The sequence below is a fragment of the Corynebacterium sp. HMSC065H09 genome (assembly GCF_001812845.1).
GTDB classification, from domain to species: domain Bacteria; phylum Actinomycetota; class Actinomycetes; order Mycobacteriales; family Mycobacteriaceae; genus Corynebacterium; species Corynebacterium jeikeium_D.
The window spans coordinates 1-19,089 of record NZ_KV810576.1; the positions used below are offsets into that span (position 1 = coordinate 1).

17 protein-coding genes and 1 pseudogene are annotated in these 19,089 nt (G+C 59.5%); 10 read left to right on the forward strand and 8 right to left on the reverse strand.

The window, feature by feature from the left end:
- The first annotated feature begins 430 nt into the window (after positions 1 to 430).
- The 4 genes from HMPREF2878_RS01290 (at position 431) to HMPREF2878_RS01305 (ending at position 4,770) form a co-directional block, all read left to right on the forward strand.
- Positions 431 to 2,542 (forward strand): alpha/beta hydrolase-fold protein, encoded by a 2,112-nt coding sequence (locus tag HMPREF2878_RS01290; RefSeq protein ID WP_070652716.1) that lies wholly within the window; start codon positions 431 to 433, stop codon positions 2,540 to 2,542.
- 37 nt (positions 2,543 to 2,579) lie between these two features.
- Complete coding sequence (locus HMPREF2878_RS01295) at positions 2,580 to 3,068, forward strand: DUF732 domain-containing protein (RefSeq protein ID WP_016421642.1); 489 nt, start codon at positions 2,580 to 2,582, stop codon at positions 3,066 to 3,068.
- Positions 3,069 to 3,073: 5 nt separating this feature from the next.
- Complete coding sequence (locus tag HMPREF2878_RS01300; RefSeq protein WP_070652717.1) at positions 3,074 to 3,997, forward strand: cutinase family protein; 924 nt, start codon at positions 3,074 to 3,076, stop codon at positions 3,995 to 3,997.
- 215 nt (positions 3,998 to 4,212) lie between these two features.
- Entirely contained in the window at positions 4,213 to 4,770 is a 558-nt protein-coding gene (locus HMPREF2878_RS01305) for a TM2 domain-containing protein (RefSeq protein ID WP_070652718.1), read from the forward strand.
- Positions 4,771 to 4,788: 18 nt separating this feature from the next.
- On the opposite strand, the gene HMPREF2878_RS01310 is transcribed toward HMPREF2878_RS01305, so the two are convergent.
- The 7 genes and pseudogenes from HMPREF2878_RS01310 to trmB all read right to left on the reverse strand — a co-directional run bounded on the left by HMPREF2878_RS01310 (position 4,789) and on the right by trmB (position 11,376).
- Positions 4,789 to 6,153, reverse strand: a complete 1,365-nt coding sequence (locus tag HMPREF2878_RS01310; RefSeq protein WP_069359737.1) for a PFL family protein — start codon at positions 6,151 to 6,153, stop codon at positions 4,789 to 4,791.
- A gap of 14 nt (positions 6,154 to 6,167) precedes the next feature.
- Complete coding sequence (locus HMPREF2878_RS01315; protein ID WP_016421638.1) at positions 6,168 to 6,437, reverse strand: ACT domain-containing protein; 270 nt, start codon at positions 6,435 to 6,437, stop codon at positions 6,168 to 6,170.
- A 252-nt stretch (positions 6,438 to 6,689) separates the two neighbouring features.
- A pseudogene (locus tag HMPREF2878_RS01320) lies at positions 6,690 to 8,215 on the reverse strand (peptide MFS transporter).
- A gap of 87 nt (positions 8,216 to 8,302) precedes the next feature.
- Positions 8,303 to 8,674: a DUF3054 domain-containing protein gene (locus HMPREF2878_RS01325; RefSeq protein ID WP_049171813.1), complete on the reverse strand. Its 372-nt coding sequence runs from the start codon at positions 8,672 to 8,674 to the stop codon at positions 8,303 to 8,305.
- Positions 8,675 to 8,736: 62 nt separating this feature from the next.
- Entirely contained in the window at positions 8,737 to 9,717 is a 981-nt protein-coding gene (locus HMPREF2878_RS01330) for a lysylphosphatidylglycerol synthase transmembrane domain-containing protein (RefSeq protein ID WP_239272132.1), read from the reverse strand.
- A gap of 122 nt (positions 9,718 to 9,839) precedes the next feature.
- Positions 9,840 to 10,523 carry an NYN domain-containing protein gene (locus HMPREF2878_RS01335; protein WP_070652719.1) on the reverse strand — a complete coding sequence of 228 codons (684 nt, stop codon included), beginning with the start codon at positions 10,521 to 10,523 and terminating at the stop codon, positions 9,840 to 9,842.
- A 4-nt stretch (positions 10,524 to 10,527) separates the two neighbouring features.
- Positions 10,528 to 11,376 carry a tRNA (guanosine(46)-N7)-methyltransferase TrmB gene (trmB, locus tag HMPREF2878_RS01340; RefSeq protein ID WP_224433347.1) on the reverse strand — a complete coding sequence of 283 codons (849 nt, stop codon included), beginning with the start codon at positions 11,374 to 11,376 and terminating at the stop codon, positions 10,528 to 10,530.
- A gap of 324 nt (positions 11,377 to 11,700) precedes the next feature.
- On the opposite strand from trmB, the gene HMPREF2878_RS01345 reads away from it, so the two are divergent.
- From HMPREF2878_RS01345 to HMPREF2878_RS01370, 6 genes are all read left to right on the forward strand, one after another.
- Positions 11,701 to 12,243 (forward strand): hypothetical protein, encoded by a 543-nt coding sequence (locus tag HMPREF2878_RS01345; protein ID WP_070652720.1) that lies wholly within the window; start codon positions 11,701 to 11,703, stop codon positions 12,241 to 12,243.
- Positions 12,225 to 13,253 (forward strand): hypothetical protein, encoded by a 1,029-nt coding sequence (locus HMPREF2878_RS01350; protein WP_070652721.1) that lies wholly within the window; start codon positions 12,225 to 12,227, stop codon positions 13,251 to 13,253. The genes HMPREF2878_RS01345 and HMPREF2878_RS01350 overlap by 19 nt, the downstream gene beginning before the upstream one ends.
- A gap of 34 nt (positions 13,254 to 13,287) precedes the next feature.
- Positions 13,288 to 13,713, forward strand: a complete 426-nt coding sequence (locus HMPREF2878_RS01355; protein WP_049171803.1) for a DUF6802 family protein — start codon at positions 13,288 to 13,290, stop codon at positions 13,711 to 13,713.
- Between the two features lie 298 nt (positions 13,714 to 14,011).
- Positions 14,012 to 15,847, forward strand: coding sequence for a phosphoenolpyruvate carboxykinase (GTP) (locus tag HMPREF2878_RS01360; protein ID WP_049171801.1), 1,836 nt, complete (start codon positions 14,012 to 14,014; stop codon positions 15,845 to 15,847).
- A gap of 112 nt (positions 15,848 to 15,959) precedes the next feature.
- Complete coding sequence (locus HMPREF2878_RS01365; protein ID WP_049171799.1) at positions 15,960 to 16,433, forward strand: Rrf2 family transcriptional regulator; 474 nt, start codon at positions 15,960 to 15,962, stop codon at positions 16,431 to 16,433.
- Positions 16,434 to 16,634: 201 nt separating this feature from the next.
- Positions 16,635 to 17,831, forward strand: a complete 1,197-nt coding sequence (locus HMPREF2878_RS01370) for a globin domain-containing protein (RefSeq protein ID WP_070652722.1) — start codon at positions 16,635 to 16,637, stop codon at positions 17,829 to 17,831.
- 115 nt (positions 17,832 to 17,946) lie between these two features.
- Here HMPREF2878_RS01370 and HMPREF2878_RS01375 read toward each other — a convergent pair whose 3' ends face one another.
- On the reverse strand, positions 17,947 to 19,053 hold the full coding sequence (locus tag HMPREF2878_RS01375) for an NAD(P)H-dependent flavin oxidoreductase (protein ID WP_070652723.1): 1,107 nt from the start codon (positions 19,051 to 19,053) through the stop codon (positions 17,947 to 17,949).
- Positions 19,054 to 19,089: the final 36 nt, after the last annotated feature.

Sequence of the window (19,089 nt, forward strand, 5' to 3'; positions counted from 1 at the left end):
AGTCAGACACACTTTTTGCTACTTAACCCGGTTTGGATGCTGAGTGGAAGGTGTGGGTAACGGCCTACAGAGGGGCGCAAAGAGTTGCGCTGTCAAAGCTTGAATTCAGTTCCTTTTGCGTGTGTCTCCACGGTTTTTACCCGTAAGAGGGTAAACATGAGAGTCGAACCTTAAAGTAAAGGGTGAAGCTATTCAGGTAGCTATACCGTATGTTTCGCAGATCGTGTGTGAGATTCTTCTTGCAGCGGCACGCCGGAGGAGGGGAACCTTCGGATACGTTGCTGGTCACTACGTAATTCTGCGAAGCCGAACGGTAAACGCATAGCTCAAGCGCCGCGTGATGCTATCTGCAGGTGCCTAATCGGTGCCGGTGCAACACTCAACGTCTCAAATAATTTCAACCAGCGACTTTGTAAAGGGAAGCCCTCTTATGCGCGTAACCGCTAGATTCCTCCGTGGTGGACTCGGCAACAGCCGGAAGTCATCACGGGCGTTGACCGCACTTTTGGCACTACCGTTGACTCTCGCTCTCGGTGCCCCTGCTGCAGTGGCGGCTCCCGAGCCAGCTCAGCCAGGTCTGCCTAGCTACGAGGAACTTCAGGCCGTTCAGGGGCAGTTGGCGCAATCTGGAGACCTGGGAGACCTTGCTAAGGCCGCTGAAGCAGCGCAAGCTGCTGGTGCGCAGCTACCTGGCCTGGGCATGCCGAAGCCGATGCCAGGGCCGGAGCGTACGCCATTTAAAGTCGATACTCCCGCAGTGGCGAACCTGCCCAGCGGAGTCAGCGTAGACAAAGTCGAGTGGTACACAGATCACCACGTCATTGCGCACATTCGCTCGGCTGCCATGCCGGAGAAGCCAATTCAGGTTGAGATTTTGCTGCCGCGCGATTGGTACCGCGACAAGGAGCGCACATTCCCGAGCGTCTACCACCTTGACGGTATGGCATCGTTTGATGACTACTCCGGTTGGATTCGCGCTACCAATATCGAACGCTTCTACGAGGACAAGAATGTCCTGGTGGTTATGCCCGCCGGCGGTACATCGTCCTTCTACTCTGACTGGGATCAGCCGGATAACGGTCAGAACTACAAGTGGGAGAGCTTCATTACCAAGGAGCTCGTGCCGGTTATCACCAACGGCTTCCGCGGCAACGATGAACGCGGCATCATCGGTATCTCCATGGGCGCTACCGGTGCTTACAACGTCGCAGCACACTCGCCGGAGCTGTGGAAGTTTGCCGGTAGCCTCTCAGGTTACCTAGACATGACTTCGCCGGGCATGCCGCAGGCAATCTCTCTGGCGATGAAGAACACCGGTGGCTATGACGCGACGAAGATGTGGGGCCCGCTCGGTTCGCAGCGTTGGAAGGACAATGATCCGAAGCTGAACATCGACAAGCTCAAGGGCATGTCGCTGTACATCTCGGCGGGTAACGGCAACACCGGTGAGTGGGACGTGCCGTCGCAGATCGATCCGACGAAGCCGGACAATCCGACCGGTTACGCATTGGAAGTGCTTTCCCGCATGACCAGTGAGACCTTCATCCGGAATGCTCGTGAAAAGGGCGTCGAGCCGGTTGTGAACTTCCGGAGCTCGGGTACTCACACCTGGCCGTACTGGCAATTCGAGGTCAGTCAGGCCTGGCCAACGCTGGCCGATGCACTCCAGTTGCCGGAGTCCGATCGTGGCGCGGTCTGCCGTGTAGGCGGCGAGATTGAAAAGGCCGTCGCATCGCTGCCGGGAATCGGCACCTGCCTGTCGGATGAGTATGGTGTCGCCAAGAATGGCGTGGCTCAGGACTTCACCGGCGGTACCGCCTACTGGCACCCGGATTCCGGGGCACATGTGGTCTGGGGGCGCATCGGTTCGCGTTACAACGAGCTCGGCGGTCCGTCCTCGCCGCTCGGCTACCCAGTGACCAACGAATTGGCTACGCCGGATGGCTCGGGACGATTCGTCCACTTTGAAAAGGGCTCGATTTACTGGACTCCGGAAGGCGGAGCCCACGAAGTCACCGGTGACATTATGAACGTCTGGGGCAAGGCCGGCTTCGAGACCGGTCCGCTGGGCTACCCAGTCGCCAACCACCGCGATATTCCGGGCGGTGTCGCCCAAGACTTCCAGGGTGGCACCATCGTCAAGATTGGCGGCGAAGAACCTCGCATCGTGCGTGGTGAAATCGGCCGTGTCTACAAGGAGCTCGGTGGCGCCGAGTCCGATTTGGGTCTGCCTGTCGACGGCGACGAGGTCAAGCTCGCCCGCGGCGCTTTCCAGCGCTTTGAGCACGGTGCCATTTACTGGACTCCGGAAACTGGTGCGCAGCCGGTGCGCTCCAACGACATCACTGACCACTGGGGCAGCACTGGCTACGAAAATGGCCCGTTCGGTTACCCGGTCGGCCCACTGCAGCCAGTCAAGGCCGGCGGTCTTGAACAGCAGTTCGAGGGTGGCTGGATTCGTCAGCTCAACGGCAAGATTGTCGAAGAGCGCAATAAGCCAGAAGCGCCGGCCCCAGCCGCCGACAACGCTGATGACAAGTAAGCCAACCAAAGCAGGGCACTGAATAAGGGATAGACAAATGTCCATGAACAAGTCCTTCCGGACACTGGCTACAACCACAGCTGTTGCGCTGCTGACCTTCGGAGTGGCCGCCTGTGGCAGTTCCACAGTGGAGTCCTCGGAGGTCACCTCGTCGACGACTACGAAGACCTCCACGACGTCGTCAAGCACGAAGACTTCTGCGCCGAAGTCGAGCGAAAAGTCTGCGCCGGAGATCACAGATCCCCAAGCTAAGCGCGTGGACGAAGCGCCCGATGGGCAGATGAAGCTCAGCGAGGCGGACGATTCATACCTCGGAGCGCTGGAAAAAGCGGGAATCGATGTTGATGGGGTGGAGGATCAGCTCATCGGCACAGGTCGCGCGGCATGCGCGGACGCACCGGAGGAGGAGCGTGAAGTCATCGCGCTGGCGATTGCCGGGCAGCTGGTCGCCCAGGGGCGCTCACAGGAAAGCGCCGAAGAAGTGGCGAAGACTATTGCAAGCTCCGCTAAAAAGGCGTATTGCTAGCACTCATGCGTAAAGTGCTGACAATTCTGGCGGTCATTGTGCTGGTGGCCGCTATTGGCTTCGGCGTAGTGCAATGGCTTAACGACGACCAAGGCGGTCAAACCCCACCGACCCCCGGTGACGATGGCGGGGTTCTGGCCGAACAACCCGAGTGGTGCCCGGCGGTAGAAGTTATCGCCGTGCCCGGAACTGCGGAATCGCGTGCTGACGATGATCCGATGGCCCCGACCGCGAACCCGCATTCGCTGCTGCTTGGCCTGACGAACTCGATCTCAGGGTCCTACTCGGAGGGTGATGTCAAGGTCTGGACTACGCCGTACCCGGCACAGATTAAGACGCATCAGCTGCCCGACCAACTCACTTACGATGATTCGCAGGCAGTCGGGCGCGATGTCACCGCTAAGGAAATGGCTGACTTGCACGGGCAGTGTCCGCTGACGGACTTCGTCCTGATGGGCTTCTCCCAGGGTGCCGCTATTGCAGGTGATTTGGCCTCTGACATCGGCAATGGTCGCGGTGTCGTTCCGGCCGAGCGCATCGCGGGCGTGGCTCTGTTGGGCGACCCGCGGCGTGACCCCAATCAGGGCGTGAACCAGGGCGTTCCGCTGGCTGGTGTGGGTGTCGAGCTGTCGTTGCAGCCGCTCGGCGGTATTGTGCAGGCTGTGGTTCCGGGCGCAACGATGCGCGGTCCACGAGACGGCTTTGGGCCTCTTAATGACAAGGTCCAGAATGTCTGCGTGCCATCGGACTCCTTCTGTGATGTTCCTCCGGCAGTGGCTGATGCGATTGCGCGAGCGCAGGAGATGATTACCGGCGCGGGTGCGCACGCGACCTACGCCACGAATGATGCGGCAATTCCGGGGACGACTCCGCTGGCCTGGACTGAGGGTTGGGCTCGCGAACTGATTGAGCAATCGCTGGCGCGGTAGTCGAGGCAGCTCACAATGTGCGAGACGCCCCCGACGGGGACTTGCTGTTAGAATCTTGCTCAAGAACTGGTGTTTAATATTCCAAAACAACAGTTTCACTAAAATTTCGAAAGAAATTGACAAAGTTGCAGGAAGCAGTCTGACGGAACCGGTTATTATCGCCCAAGGAACTGCTGTTCATGACCGGGGAAATCTAGGCGAAAAGGTAGGGTGCAATGACGAATCCGACAAACCCATATGGAGATTTCGACGAAGACGGTATGCCGAGGTCCAAGGGGAAGTTCGCTAACAGCTCGGGTGCTTACAGCTCCGGTATGCCGTACTCGGATCCATACCCACCGCAGCAGCCGAACGTGGGGCAGGGCTATCAGGACCCGAGCCAGCACAATTTCCACAACGGGTACTCGAACCCGTATCAGAGTGGTTACCCAAACCAGCAGGTGCCGGCGTATTCCGCTGGCTTCAGCGGCCCGAACCCGCACCAGGGCTACGGGGTCGCAGGTTCCCCTGTCTCGGATAAGTCCAAGATTGCAGCGGGTCTGCTTGCCTTCTTCCTGGGCACCCTCGGTGTTCACAATTTCTACCTGGGGCACAACTCGCGTGGTGCTATTCAGCTAGCACTGACGGTATTCGGCTGGATTACCGCCATTTTCCTGGTTGGCTTCTTCCTCATTATCGGCGTCAGCATTTGGGCATTTATCGAGTTCATTTTGATTCTCGTCGGTAGCGGCTCCTACGCCTATGACGCAAATGGGCGCCGCCTGCAATCGTAGGAGCCTCGTCCGAAGCCGCTAGTTCCTGAACCCGTGCACCGGGGCGGGGATGTAGCCGCCACGGGCAATGAACTCGGCATTGCCCTTGGCATTGACATCAATGACCGGCGCATATCCGAGCAGACCACCGAAGTTCACCTCATCGCCCGGCTTGGTACCCGGCACCGGAATGAGGCGGGCGGCGGTGGTTTTGTGGTTCATCACACCGATGGCGGCCTCGTCGGCAATCATGCCGGAAATCGTGGTCGCAGGCGTGTCACCAGGAATTGCAATCATGTCGAAGCCCACCGAACAAATAGAGGTCATCGCCTCCAGCTTGTCCATGCTGATCGACCCCGCACGGACAGCATCAATCATGCCCTTGTCCTCAGAGACCGGGATGAACGACCCGGACAGTCCACCGACGCGTGAACAAGCCATCAGGCCGCCTTTCTTGACGGCGTCGTTAAGCAGCGCGAGCGCGGCAGTGGTGCCGTGCGTGCCGACCTGCTCCAATCCCATGTGTTCGAGGATGTGAGCGACGGAGTCACCCATCTCAGCGGTCGGCGCGAGCGAGAGATCCACGATGCCAAAAGGCACGCCCAGGCGCTCCGACGCCATCGTGCCGACCAGCTGACCCGTACGTGTGATCTTGAACGCCGCCTTCTTAATCTCCTCGGCGACTTCGTTGAAGCTGGCGCCCTGTAGATCGCCGAGCGCGCGATCGACCACCCCCGGACCCGAAACGCCGACGGATACGACACAATCGGGCTCCCCGACGCCGTGGAACGCGCCGGCCATGAACGGATTGTCGCCCACCGCATTGGCGAAAACCACCAGCTTGGCACAGGCAATCGAGCTGCGGTCAGCGGTTTGCGCCGCAGCTTCCTTCACTACCTCGCCCATGCGGCGCACCGCATCCATGTTGATGCCCGCGCGTGACGACGCAACGTTGACCGAACTGCACACCAATTCGGTCTCGCTAAGAGCGTGGGGAATGGAGTCGATGAGCCGCTTCTCGCTGGTCGTCGCGCCCTTTTCGACGAGCGCCGAGTAGCCGCCGAGGAAGTTCACCCCAGAATCGCGGGCGGCGCGGTCGAGCGCCTTGGCAACCACTGTGGGATCGCCTTCGCAACCGGCCGTGATGAGGGAAACTGGTGTGACGGAGATGCGCTTATTGACGATCGGAATGCCCAGCTCCGCCTCGATACCCTCGCAGACCTCCACGAGGCGAGCGGCCTGCCTGGTTACGCGGTCATACACGGCCTGTGCGGTGGCTTCCATTTCAGAGCGAGAGCACTCGAGCAGGGAAATCCCCATGGTGACCGTCCGGATATCCAGACGGTACTTCTCGATCATGTCAATAGTGTCGAGGAACTTAGATTGCGCGAAGTTGAAATCCATCCTGGTCGCGCCCTTTAAATCTCGTTGACGGCGTTGAACAGCGCCTCAGACTGGATTCGAATGACAAGCCCCTCCCGCTTGCCGACGGAATCCATGTAACCCTGCAGCGTGCTGATAGGGGTGGCCTTCTCGTTGAACTCCACCCGCAGGATCATGGTGAACCATTTATCCATGAGGGTCTGGGAAACATCGACGATGTTGACGTCCTGCTCCGCCAGAGCAGTGGTGACGGCGGCGATGATGCCGGTGTGATCCTCGCCGGTGACGGTAATGATGGCAAACATGGCCTCAATTTTAGCCGGTGGGGAGGCGGGGAAAACTTGTGGATGGCGGTTGTGCTGGTGGCAGGTTTGTAGCGAAGCATGTTCAGAGCCACCCAAAAAACACTTCACGACACCTATGTCACCTCGTGCCATCTGTGGAGGCGGCATGAGGTGACATAGGTGTCGTGAAGTGGGGAGGAGGGGGAGGGGCGTGGGCGTGGGCGTGGGCTGTGCCAGAGCGGGGGCCAGCCTTACGGATCCGGCCCTACGGCCCTATCGGACGTCGACGAACTCCTTGACAATCCACTTGCGCAGGGCGAGCAGAATCAAGCCCAGGACAACCGAGGCGATACCCAGGGTGATGAAGAAGGTGTTCTCAGCAGCGGCATCCTCATAGTTGTAGAAGCCGGCCAGGGTGCCTGCCAGTGAAGTACCCATAGCGACTGCCATCAGCCAGACGGCCATCATGCGCGACGGGAATGCTGCCGGAGCGACCTTGGTAGCAAGGGCGTTGCCGACTGGGCTCAGCATGAGCTCACCCATGGTGAACAGGAAGAGAATCCAGATAATCGCATACAGCGGAGTGGAGTTCTCACCGCCACCGGAGAATGGGATGAAGAAGAACAGCGAGATACCGATGATGATGTTGGCGACACCGAACTTCACTGGGGTGGACCACTGGCGGTCACCAAGCTTGGACCAGGCGGCTGCAAAGACCATCGAGAAGGCGATGATGAAGATCGGGTTGATCGAGTTAATCCAGGCCGGGGACATTTCCCAACCGAAGATCTCGCGGTCGAGGCGGATGTCCGAGTAGATGGCCAGCACCGTGAACTGCTGCTGGAAGATACCGAAGAACAGCACGCCTGAGACGAACATCGGGATGAAGCCGACCAGACGAGTCTTCTCCGATTTCGTCGTAAGTGGCGAGGAGTACATCTGCCACCACAGCACCACAGCGGCAATCAGTGCAATCACTGTGACCACAGTGGAAAGAGTAGTGACCGGAACAATTCCGGTGGAAACCAGCGTAACCGAGACAACAGTGATGACCACTGCGATACCAATCCATACCGGGTACTGCTTCTTCGGCAGCGGGTTCGGAATCTCATGGCCAGCCTCGGCGATGGTGGACTTGCGCATCAGGATGTACTGAACCAGGCCGGCAGCCATACCGATAGCGGCAAGGCCGAAGCCCCAGTGGAAGCCCTTCATGCCCCAAATCCAGCCGGTGAGCAGTGGGCCGAACAGGGCGCCGATATTGACGCCCATGTAAAAGATGGAGAAGCCGGCATCACGACGCGGGTCGTCCTTGGCGTAGAGCTGACCCAGCACGACCTGTGCGTTGGTCTTCACGCCGCCGGAGCCAATCGCGATGGAGACAAGGCCAATAGCCAGGCCAATCACGCCGGGGATGAATGCCAAGGAGATGTGGCCAATCATGACCAGGATGGCGGAGTAGAACAGTGTCCGCTCCGAGCCAAGGATACGGTCGGCAACCAGAGAGGCAACGAGTGCGGCCATGTAGACAAGACCGCCGTAAGCACCGACGATGGAGGTAGCAGCACCCTTGTCCAGGCCGAGACCGCCCTGAGTGGTCTCGTAGTACATGTAGAAAGCCAAGATGGCCTGCATGCCGTAGAAGCTGAAGCCTCCCACATTTCGATGCCGAAGAGGTTGGCGAGACCCCACGGTTGGCCCATGAACGTGCGTTCTTCGCTGGACCCTGCGGGCTTATGATTTCGTTGGGTCTCAGCAGTTGGTTGATTGCCGAGAGCCTCGTCAGAAGATTTGTCCATTCTTCAATTATCGAGGCGTGGCGCAAAAATTAAAAACCAGATTTAGTCAGTGAACTAAACCGAAGGGTTAGGAACGGGGCCAAAGGCTTAGTCCAGAGACTTACGAGCAACCGCATTCGACGCTGCTCGCCAACCCAGCAGCAGCAAGGCGCTCATGACTGAGGCAACCAGAATGAAGGACCAGTGCGGGACTGCCGAATTGCGGGTGGCCCACACAGCTAGGCCGACGACGACAGTGCCGAGCCACACAATTGCGCCTGAACTCACTGCACGCGGGTTCGGCTCGTTCTTAATCAGCGCGGTGCCCAGGAGGACACCGAATGCGAACGGCCACCAGGTATCGAGGATATTGATGAAGGTAAAAGAATCCTCGGGAGTGTTGTGAGCCAGGCGCGCTAACACGGCGAAAATAAAGATGGCGAGGATGTCAATCAAGAACGTCGATACGCGTGTGTTCATGCTTCTTAGTCTAGCGACCCCTCAGATTGGTGGGGGACCAGCGACCAGCGGCGAGGAAGCCATTAGCGGTCAGCGACTGGCTGATGCTCGGGCTGATCCTTGTGGTCGAAGCCGAGGGCGTAGATAATCCAGCCCACAATTGCCACCAGGACGAAGGAAACGATGCGGTAGACCAGCACCGCTGCAAAGGCCTCGGCGCCGGTGGTGCCGCCTGCGATGAGAGCCGCGGTCAAAGCGGCCTCGACAGTGCCGATGCCGCCCGGTGTGGCCTGGATGAAACCAGCGAGCTTGCCGGTTACGAAGGCCAGCAGCACCTTCGTAGCGGAGATGTCATCGACACCAACGGCACGGATGGCGGCGTAGAGACAGACAATTTCCGCGACCCAGTTGATAAAGGACCAGGTGAAGGAAAGAGCCAAAGTTTGCACGGGCAACTTCACGCTGGTCAGCTGTTTGACGGACTCTTCAAGTCGGTCGACATCGGTGTCCGCGGGCTTCTTTCGAATCTTGTTAAAGACACGCAGACACCACGCGCCTGTCTTGTTGAGAAAAGCCGGGTTCTGCGAAATCCGCCACAGCAAAATGGTGGCTAGTAAAACCGCAATTGCCATAGCGATGAGCACCGCGGTCGTGCCACCCTGTCCGACGAAGAAGAGGCTGCCAAGCCCCAGAAATGCCAGACCTAAAAACGACAACGCGCCCGAAAAAAGCACGAACCAGCTGACAAGGACCGCGGATGCGCCCCACTGCATCATGCGCTTAATCTGTAGCGCCGTGGAGAATGCAGCACCACCGGGAACGGTGACCGCCCACGCGTTGGATGCGAGGGTTAGCGCATTGGTGCTACGGCGAGTGGCTGCTTTTACGCCTCCAGCTCGCAACAGCAGACGCATCACTTCCGCCATCGCGTAGAGCGAAAAAGCCACGGAAAAAATAGCGATGAACAGCCACTTAGCGTCGACATCCGCAAGGATTTGGAGCCCCTGGACGACGCTGTCCCAGTTTCTTACCGTCAGGACGACACCGGCAATCACGAGGGCCACGAGGATTATCGATCGTAGCCAGCTCGAATTGCCGGTTTTGAGGACTTTTTTAAGTCGTGACATAAATAAGAAGCCTGTTCGTCTTCCTGTTCGTCTCCCTAGACGTCGCCGCAGTGGTCTCCCTAGTCGTCGTTCTTGCCGTCGCGCTCCTTGAGCAACGAAGTGAGCGGACGGAACGGCTGCAGCCACGCACCGCCATCAGGCAGGCGGTCGAGATCGATACGCGGTAGCGGCTCGCGGAAGACGCCCTTGATTTCCTCCAGGTCAACGAAGCGAATCGCATCGGAGGCCAGCGCCCAGGAAGCGTGCTCGTGAAAACCGATGACGGTTACCCGAATCCCCTCGGATGCGAGCTTTTCCAGCAGCTCCTGGAAATTCTGGCCATCGGCGGACGCAACGACGACACTGCGCAACACGCCCTCGTCGTAACGCCGTTGGATGTGCGCAATCATGTCCGGGTCAACGTCGGTGTCCTCTTCGATCTTCGGCTTTGCGAAGACCGCGAAACCGACATTGCGCAGAGCCTCGACCCAGGGGCGGACAATCTCCGCTGAGCCCGGGTTGACGTTGGTGAACACCGTGGCCTCGGGGAGGACATCGGAACCGATTTTGTGGGATACGCGCTCGGCTTCGTCGATAAGCCATTTGCCCACGGCGTCGAAGCGCGGGCGGTGCGCGGCGGTCGGGCGGGAGCCCAAAATGGCGCCGAGACCCATGTCCAAGTTCGGCGCGTCCCACACGAGCAGCGCGGTGGGGTGCGTCTCGGTGGTGTTGTAGCTGGCAGAGGTGTTGTGGGTAGTGCTCATGTTCCTATGCCTCTTTCTTGCGCCAGATGAACTCGTGGATGTCGTGGTCGAGGTTCAGGCCGCGGGCTTCGAACTTGGTCGTCGGTCGGTCGAGAAGCATGGGGGATTCCGGCCAGGGCCAGGCGATGGGCTCGAGCGTCGGCTCGACCTCGCGGAGCTCCTCGATCCATTCGGCGTAGTCCGCATGGTCGGTGGCGGCGTGGAAAATGCCGCCGGGCTTCAGACGCGAAGAAATCAGGCGCAACGTGCCGGACTGCACAATGCGGCGCTTGTGGTGGCGTGCCTTCGGCCACGGGTCCGGGAAGAACAGGCGTACGCCGGCCAGCGACTCCGGCTCGATCATGCGCTGCAGGACCTCGACGCCGTCGCCGCGGACCATGCGGATGTTCGACACTTCATTGCGCACGGTGGCGGAGAGCAGTTTCGCCAGGCCAGGGCGGTAGAGCTCAACGGCGATGATGTTGTGGTCCGGTTCTTGCGGAGCCATAGCCACGGTGGACGTGCCGGTGCCGCAGCCAATCTCGACGATGGTCGGTCCCTTGCGGCCGAACCATTCCTCCACGTCGATGACCTCGTCGGAGAGGACCTTGCCGTAAGTGTCCCAGTTATCTTCCCAGATCTTTTCCTGGTTGGGAGTCAAAGTGCCGCGGCGGAAGGACAGATTGCCGATGCGCGGGTAGTCAAGACCATCGTCGAATTGGGTCTTTTCCGGACGACCTGCAGGCAATTCGCCCTTCTTCGGCTGGCGCTCATGCGGTTGCTCCGCCTGCTCGTCTGCGCGAGTTGGCAATGGTTCGGATTCCTGCGAAACCGCAGGCTGTTCGATATTTTCAGAAAAATCAGAAGTAGTCACGTTCCCTATTGTCCACGACATCGGCCAACTATCCAATCATTGCCCCTAGGATTTTTGTTGTTGTCCTGGCGGTTTCACGCCGGTTGACGATGCCGCGTCGTCCTGAACTGGCGGCACGGCGGGGCAATTTGTTTTGCCGACTTGCCGAATCCGCGGTCCGCTGTAGGCTGAACGCGAAGCCGCGCTTATTCGTTGGTTGAAGCGGTGCTTGGGGTCTGCCTAGCGCAGCGTTTCAGGGCGCGGAATCTGGCCTACGGGTCGTATGGGGGTTACGCAGGTTTTAACTAAACCACGCAGGGGATTTATGGGAGGGGACTAGGCCTAATGGACCTTATTTCCGCAACTGATGTCACGGAAACAACACAGCCGACAACGGGATCTACATCGTCGTCGTTGCGCGGTGCTGTGGTGGACTGGCTGTCATCACGGCAGGCCGCGCACTCGGACACCGCTAACACGAGCGGCGCGGAGGTGTGCGTCGCCAAGGCGCTTGAGCGCGAGAAACGGCCACCGATAATCTGCGCGCGATTGCGCAGGGGCGTGCGCGAAACCGCTGTGCGCGAGGCATTTTCGCAATGTCACGCGGAGCTGGCCGACAAGCTGTCCGCCCCTGTCGCGCTGGTCATCGAGCAACAACCGATTCGCCATTCGCTTGCCGACGAGTACTGCGACATCACCACAAACGAGACAGCTGAACACACCTTTTTGTTCAGCTCCGCGTTGCGGAAGATTGCTGAACGCTACGGTGCGGAAGACGAATCACGCGATGATGACGGGCTACTCGCAGTGCAGTTGACTGAGATCGCGGCAGCCTTTCCCGCGGCTAGAGACAGCCTGGAGGAGTTGCTATGGCAACACCGGACGTAGTTGAGCCACGCCCGGTCTCGGCGGAGGGGTCTGAGCAGCCACCGCTTCTTGTCACCAAAGCCGGGGACGCGGCGGACCGCGCGGACTTCTCGCAGATCGTTGACACTGCGACGCCGCCACGTCGGCTGGAGTTTGTGGATAAACGCAGCGCCGTCGTGCTCTATGTTGCAGACAGCGAGGTGCAGCCCACGCGGGAGTGCGTCAGCACGGTTGCAGCAATTAGCCAGGCCACCGGCCGCGTTGCAGTTGGCCTGATTGGCAATGGTGAGTATGCCGAGGCCTGGCGCCAGGAAATCGACAGCACAATCCCGATGGGAGCGCTGGACGAGAGGATGGCCAGAACCCTGGTTCTGCTGGCAGAAGGCCCGCCCAGAAACTCGGGGGAAACACTGAGTGCGCGCCGGGCTCGAAACGTGCGAGCTCAGCTGGCGCAGGAGCGATCGCGCGGAGCCGGGGCGGCGGCGCGATTGCAGCGGAAGATGCAGTTGGCAGCTGAGAGTGCAGTGCGGGATGCGCTCCAGGAAGTGGCTGACGGCCCTGCGGGTGACCAAGCGGAACTTCAGGACCGTGCCGAAATTGCAGCGACGCGGCTGCAGCAGCGGTGTGGCGACGAATTGGGCCTTCATGTGGAAATCCCGGTGCCCGCTCCAGAAAGTCCGGCTCGCCCCAGTTATGCCATGGACGCGCTGGTGGCGGTGGCCTCGCTTGGCGCGGCGGTCGGCGCAGTGCGGATCGTCCACGGGGTGCTGATGTGGGTTGGGGTGCCGACGCTTGTGGCGCAGCTGGTCGCACTTGCAATAGGCCTCGGCGTTGCGGTGGTGGCGGTGGGCGCAACGATTCGTCGTAACGCACGCCAACGCACCGCGCAGTGGCGGGCAAATTACCTCGCCCATCTGCGGCGAAAATGGACACAGTCCGTGGAGATGACGGTGCGCGAAGCCCTTGGTGCGCGGGGTCCGGGATGGCGAATAGAACAGCTGGCGGAGTACACCGGAGCGCCTGCACGATAGCCGTGACAGCCAAGAGGAATAGGGGGATATCACGATGGATGAGTTTTCATTACTGCAGTACTTTTCCGACCAACCCGCGTCCGAGGGCGGGGTGGAGGTGCGTTCGCCCGCTACGCCGTGTGGTTTGGAGGCGGCGACGCCGATTGATGGGCAGTCTGCGGACGTTGGTGGCGCCGGGTTGGTCGTGGAGGTCGATGGGCAGCTCTACGACCTCGGCGACGACGAGGGGTCAATTACGCTTGCCGACGACTCCGGGTTGTCGATCTATTCGGATTTAGACGGTGACGGCACGGTGGATCACGTTACGACGGTCCGTTTTGACGGCACTTGGGAGTCTTGGAGCAGCGATGATGTGAGGGCTGCTGACGCGATAGGCGGAGCGGCAGCGGAAACGGTATCAGCAGCGGGGAAGTGGGATGCGTACTCATGGGAGCAGTCTGCGCGGGGCAGCTGGGGCTAATGACTTTGGAACCGCTGCGCGCGGGGGTACCCGTGTCTCGGTTGCTTACAAATGGGGGTAACTGCAGCCAAAGGGTTAATGGTTGTAATTTTATGTGGTGAGGCTGGCCTTATTCGCTGGTTATAGCCATAAATGAACAGGTCGCAAGAATGGGGCGAGGAAAATTATTTGTTGTAAAGCCGTGATGTAACGGCTTGCAAATGAGGGAACGAGCCGATTGTCGATGTGGGGCCCGGCAACTTTCGGTATCCCCCGGTAGCCTTAAATTAAGACGCGAATCAATGAGTCAGGAGAACTGATGTCCGCACCTTCTATTCCTGGTCTCGAGGGCCAGGCCCCGACCGAGAACGCCGAACTGCTGCGCTGGATTGCTGAGGTCGTAGAACTGACCCAGCCAGACAAGGTTGTCTTTGCTGATGGCTCGGAAGAAGAGTGGAACCGCCTTACCCAGGACCTGGTTGATAAGGGAACTCTTATCAAGCTGAATGAGGAAAAGCGCCCGAACTCTTTCCTTGCCCGCTCTAACCCGAAGGACGTTGCTCGTGTGGAGTCCCGCACGTTCATCGCTTCTGAAAAGGAAGAGGACGCTGGCCCGACCAACAACTGGGCGGATCCGGTCGAGCTGAAGAAGGAAATGACCGAGCACTACCGCGGTTCCATGAAGGGTCGCACCATGTTCGTCGTTCCGTTCTGCATGGGTCCGATTACCGACCCGGAGCCGAAGCTGGGTGTTCAGCTGACCGACTCGGAGTACGTGGTTCTCTCCATGCGAATCATGACCCGCATGGGTCAGGATGCCCTGGACAAGATTGGTCCGGACGGGGACTTCGTCCACGCTCTGCACTCCGTTGGCGCTCCGCTGGAGGAGGGCCAGGAGGACGTTGCATGGCCGTGCAACGATGAGAAGTACATCACCCAGTTCCCGGAGACCAAGGAGATTTGGTCCTACGGTTCCGGCTACGGCGGAAACGCCATCCTGGCCAAGAAGTGCTACGCACTGCGTATCGCTTCGGTCATGGCTAAGGAAGAGGGCTGGATGGCCGAGCACATGCTCATCCTGAAGCTCACCAACCCAGAGGGCAAGGCCTACCACATCGCCGCTGCATTCCCGTCTGCATGTGGTAAGACCAACCTGGCTATGCTGACTCCGACCATCGAGGGCTGGAAGGCCGAGGTCGTCGGTGACGACATCGCATGGCTGAAGTTCGGTGAGGACGGCCGCCTGTACGCTGTCAACCCGGAGAACGGCTTCTTCGGTGTTGCACCGGGTACCAACTACTCCTCCAACCCGAACGCCATGAAGACCATGGAGGCCGGTAACACCCTGTTCACCAACGTCGCACTGACCGACGATGGCGACGTCTGGTGGGAAGGCATGGAAGGCAAGCCGGAGCACCTCATTGACTGGAAGGGCAATGACTGGACTCCGGATTCCGACGAGCTGTCCTCGCACCCGAACTCCCGTTACTGCACCCCGATTTCGCAGTGCCCGGTCGCCGCACCGGAGTATGACGACCCGCAGGGTGTCCCGATTGACGCCATCCTGTTCGGTGGCCGTCGCCCGGACACTGTGCCGCTGGTGACCCAGGCTCTGTCCTGGAACCACGCAACCTTCATCGGTGCAACCCTGGCTTCCGGTCAGACCGCTGCTTCCGCTGAGGCTAAGGTTGGCTCCCTGCGTCACGACCCGATGGCAATGCTGCCGTTCATTGGCTACAACGTCGGTGACTACCTGCAGCACTGGATTGACATGGGTGTCAAGGGCGGCGACAAGATGCCAGAGGTCTTCCTGGTCAACTGGTTCCGCCGCGGCGAAGACGGCCGCTTCCTGTGGCCGGGCTTCGGCGACAACTCCCGTGTTCTCAAGTGGATCATCGACCGCATTGAGGGTCGCGTTGGCGCCAAGGAGACCGTTGTTGGTCACACCGCTAAGGCAGAGGACCTGGACCTGACTGGCCTGGACATCGACTTCGCCGATGTCAAGGAAGCCCTGAAGGCACCGGCTGCTAAGTGGCAGGGTGACCTCCCGGACAACGAGGAGTGGCTGAAGTTCCTCGGCGACCGCGTTCCGCAGGAAGTCTGGGACGAGTTCGAGGCTCTGAAGGCTCGTATCGAGAAGAGCCTGCAGGACTAAGATCTTGCTAGCTAGCCTTGCTAAAAGCTAGAACCTAGAACCACCCCCTTGTTGCCCGAAGTGGCTGGCAAGGGGGTGGTTTGTGCAGTACAACGATGAAGGATGACACGCAATGCAACTAACGCTTTTCTCTGATTTGAGCCTGCGTGTCATCACTTTGATGGCGACGGGGGAGCCGGGGCGCAAATACACCGCTGCCGAGGTAGCGGAGTCTCTCAATGCGTCTCGCGCGCATGTTTCCAAGGTTGTCTCGCGGCTTGTGGAGCTCGGCTTCTTGGAAGCGGTCAAGGGGCGCAATGGTGGCATCTATCTGCGAGATTCGGCTACGGAAAAATCCGTCGGCAAGCTGCTGCGCACTCTGGAAAACAACGAGGTCGTCGATTGTGTCGGCACTGACTGTCCATTGCTGCCGACGTGCCTGTTGCGTGGCAAGTTAGCGGCTGCACAGGAGGCGTTCTTCGCGGCACTCGATCCGGTGTTGATTGCTGATCTCATTCCCGCCAAGTCGGTTGATGGTGCGGATGGTGATACTTCCGAGGGAGGTAGCTTGTCTGAGGGGTCGAGGCTCAATATTCGTCCGGTTTAGGTGGTTTAGGCGTAGAACTGAAGGCCTGATTTCGATTTGAAAAGAGCTGAGAGTGGTGCTGTCGAAGCTTGTCTGTCAAGACTTTTGGCGGCGCCGTTTCTGCAGCTAAAAGCGGTTGATTCGCAACTGCAAAGACTAGTTTTGGCGCCAACAAACAATATTGCGCAAACAAAATGCGCAATATGGTGATAGTGTGAAGTCATGCCAAACCTGAATGTCAACAAGAACGGCCTGACTCCAGAGCAGGCCGAAGTCGTCACCCAAACCCTGCCCGTCGTCGGTGCCAACATCGAGAAAATCACGCCGAACTTCTACAACCGGATGTTCGCTGCTCACCCCGAACTCATTGCCGATACCTTCAACCGCGGCAACCAGAAGCAGGGGGCTCAGCAGAAGGCGCTGGCGGCATCCGTCGCTACCTTCGCAGCTACGCTGGTCGACCCAGACGCTCCTGCCCCGGAGGAACTGCTTTCCCGCATCGGCCACAAGCACATTTCCGTTGGTATCAAGCCGGAGCAGTACCCAATCGTGCACAAGCACCTCTTCGATGCCATCGAGGAGATTCTTACCTCAGAGGTCTTTCAGGGAGCTGTCCGCGACGCATGGGATGCCGTCTACCTGGAGATGCAGCGTGTTCTCATCGACTTCGAGAAGGGGCTCTATGACGACCTCGGTGTCGAAGCAGGTGATGTTTTCCGCGCCGCTCACGTCGTCTCTCGTGAAGACCGCGGTGATGATGTCGCAGTATTCTCCGTCAAGCTTGACGACGAAACCCCCGTTTCCTACCTCCCGGGACAGTACATCTCCGTGCGTCAGACCATGCCGGACGGCGCCGGCCAGCTACGTCAATACTCTCTGGTCGGTGGCAAGGAAGGTGTGCTGACCTTCGCGGTTCGTCGTGTCGATGCCTCCGAGGACCTGCCGGCTGGCGAAGTTTCCACACAGCTGTGGGAAAAGGTGCAGCCGGGCGATGCCATCGAGATCTCTCTGCCTGCAGGCGACCTGGTGTTGGACACCAAGTCCGATGACCCGGTGGTGCTCATTTCCGCAGGTATTGGCGCAACTCCGATGATCGGCATGCTGGATGCCCTGGTGGCTGCCGATTCCAAGCGTGATGTCGTCGTTCTCCACGCGGACCGCGCAGAAACCGCAGATGCCCTGCGCGCAGAGCGTGACAATGCTGTCGCCGCATTGGCCAATGCTCGCCAGCAGGTGTGGTACGAGCCGGATTTGATGAATCTGGCGGATGCGGAGCTGCCGGAGGGCGCTCAGTACTACCTCTGTGGTGGCAATGGCTTCCTGCAGGCCATTCGCCAGCAGCTCGGCGATCGCGGTGTTGCTCGCGATAACGTTCACTTCGAGCTGTTCAGCCCGAACGATTGGCTGCTAGACGCTTAGCGCCACAACCGCGCCGTCGCCATAAAAGCCGTCGTCACAAATAAAACCGAATGACCAGCCGCGAAATATGTCCGGGGCTGGTCATTGTGCTGTTTGTGGCTTCGGTGACTTCGTATTACTCGGCTGAGCCGGAAAGCTCCGCAACAACATCGCCCGCAGTTTGGTTCTCGCACTGAGAAAAAGCAATACCTGCCCATAAGTTGAGATACTCAGGATCGCCGGCCTTATTCGCCGCGCCGCGAATCGGCGTGGTCAAGTAGTGTAGTTGCGGGTAAAGCTCCGGCGCGATCCTAGAAAACTCCCGGGTAAACGTGTTCTCGATGGCACGCGCTGGCTTGCCGGAAAAGGCATGAGTCAAAACGGTGTCACGCCCCACCAAATCACGCAGTGCCCGTCGGTGCGTCTCCTTCGTACCCGCCTCCGCGGTGGTGAGGAACCGTGTGCCAGCTTGCACAGCCACCGCGCCGGCTTCCACAAGCTTGACGACGTCCTCTCGGTTACCCACCCCACCAGCGGCGATGATAGGTACATCGGTTACCGCACATGCTTCGGTGACTGCTTGGGCGAGCTCTTCTACAGAGGCCCCAATGCTGTCGGACGAATCCTTCCCCTTCACAAATGCGCGGTGCCCACCCGCAGCTAGTCCCTGCAGGACAATGCGATCAGCGCCAGCCTCCGTCGCCGCCCGTACACCCTCAATTGAGGTCGCATTCAAAATCACTTTGCGGCCTGATTCCTTTACCCGAGCAATGACCTCGTTGTCTGGGTGGCCAAAGGTGAAGGAGACGAACTTCAGGGCATCGGGATTGGGCAGAAAATCATCAGCGAGAATTGCCTCGACTTTCGCCGAGAAGTAGTCATCTGACCAGGTCGGAGTGTCAGGCAAATCGATGTCGAAGTGGGCAGCAGCCGGCGCCAGACGATTACGAAAAGCGGTCCACTGAGCAAGTTCCTCCTCTGAGGTTCCGACACCGGCGTCAGCCGTGTTGGGGCAGAAGAGGTTGATGCCGAAACCTTTGCCGTCGTCAAGCAGTGTGCACGTCTGCTGTGCCTGTTCAGTGAGCTTTTCGACAGTGAGATAGCCGGCGGCAAGGGTGCCAAGCCCGCCAGCATTGGAAACGGCAGCGACGAGTTCGGGCGTGGATGGGCCACCGGCCATCGGTGCGAGAATGATTGATGAGCGTCGGAGGTTTTCGGGTGATTGCGAGGTTGTGCTGCTCATAGGGCGAGAGTAACACTAAGGCCGGATTCCCCCGCG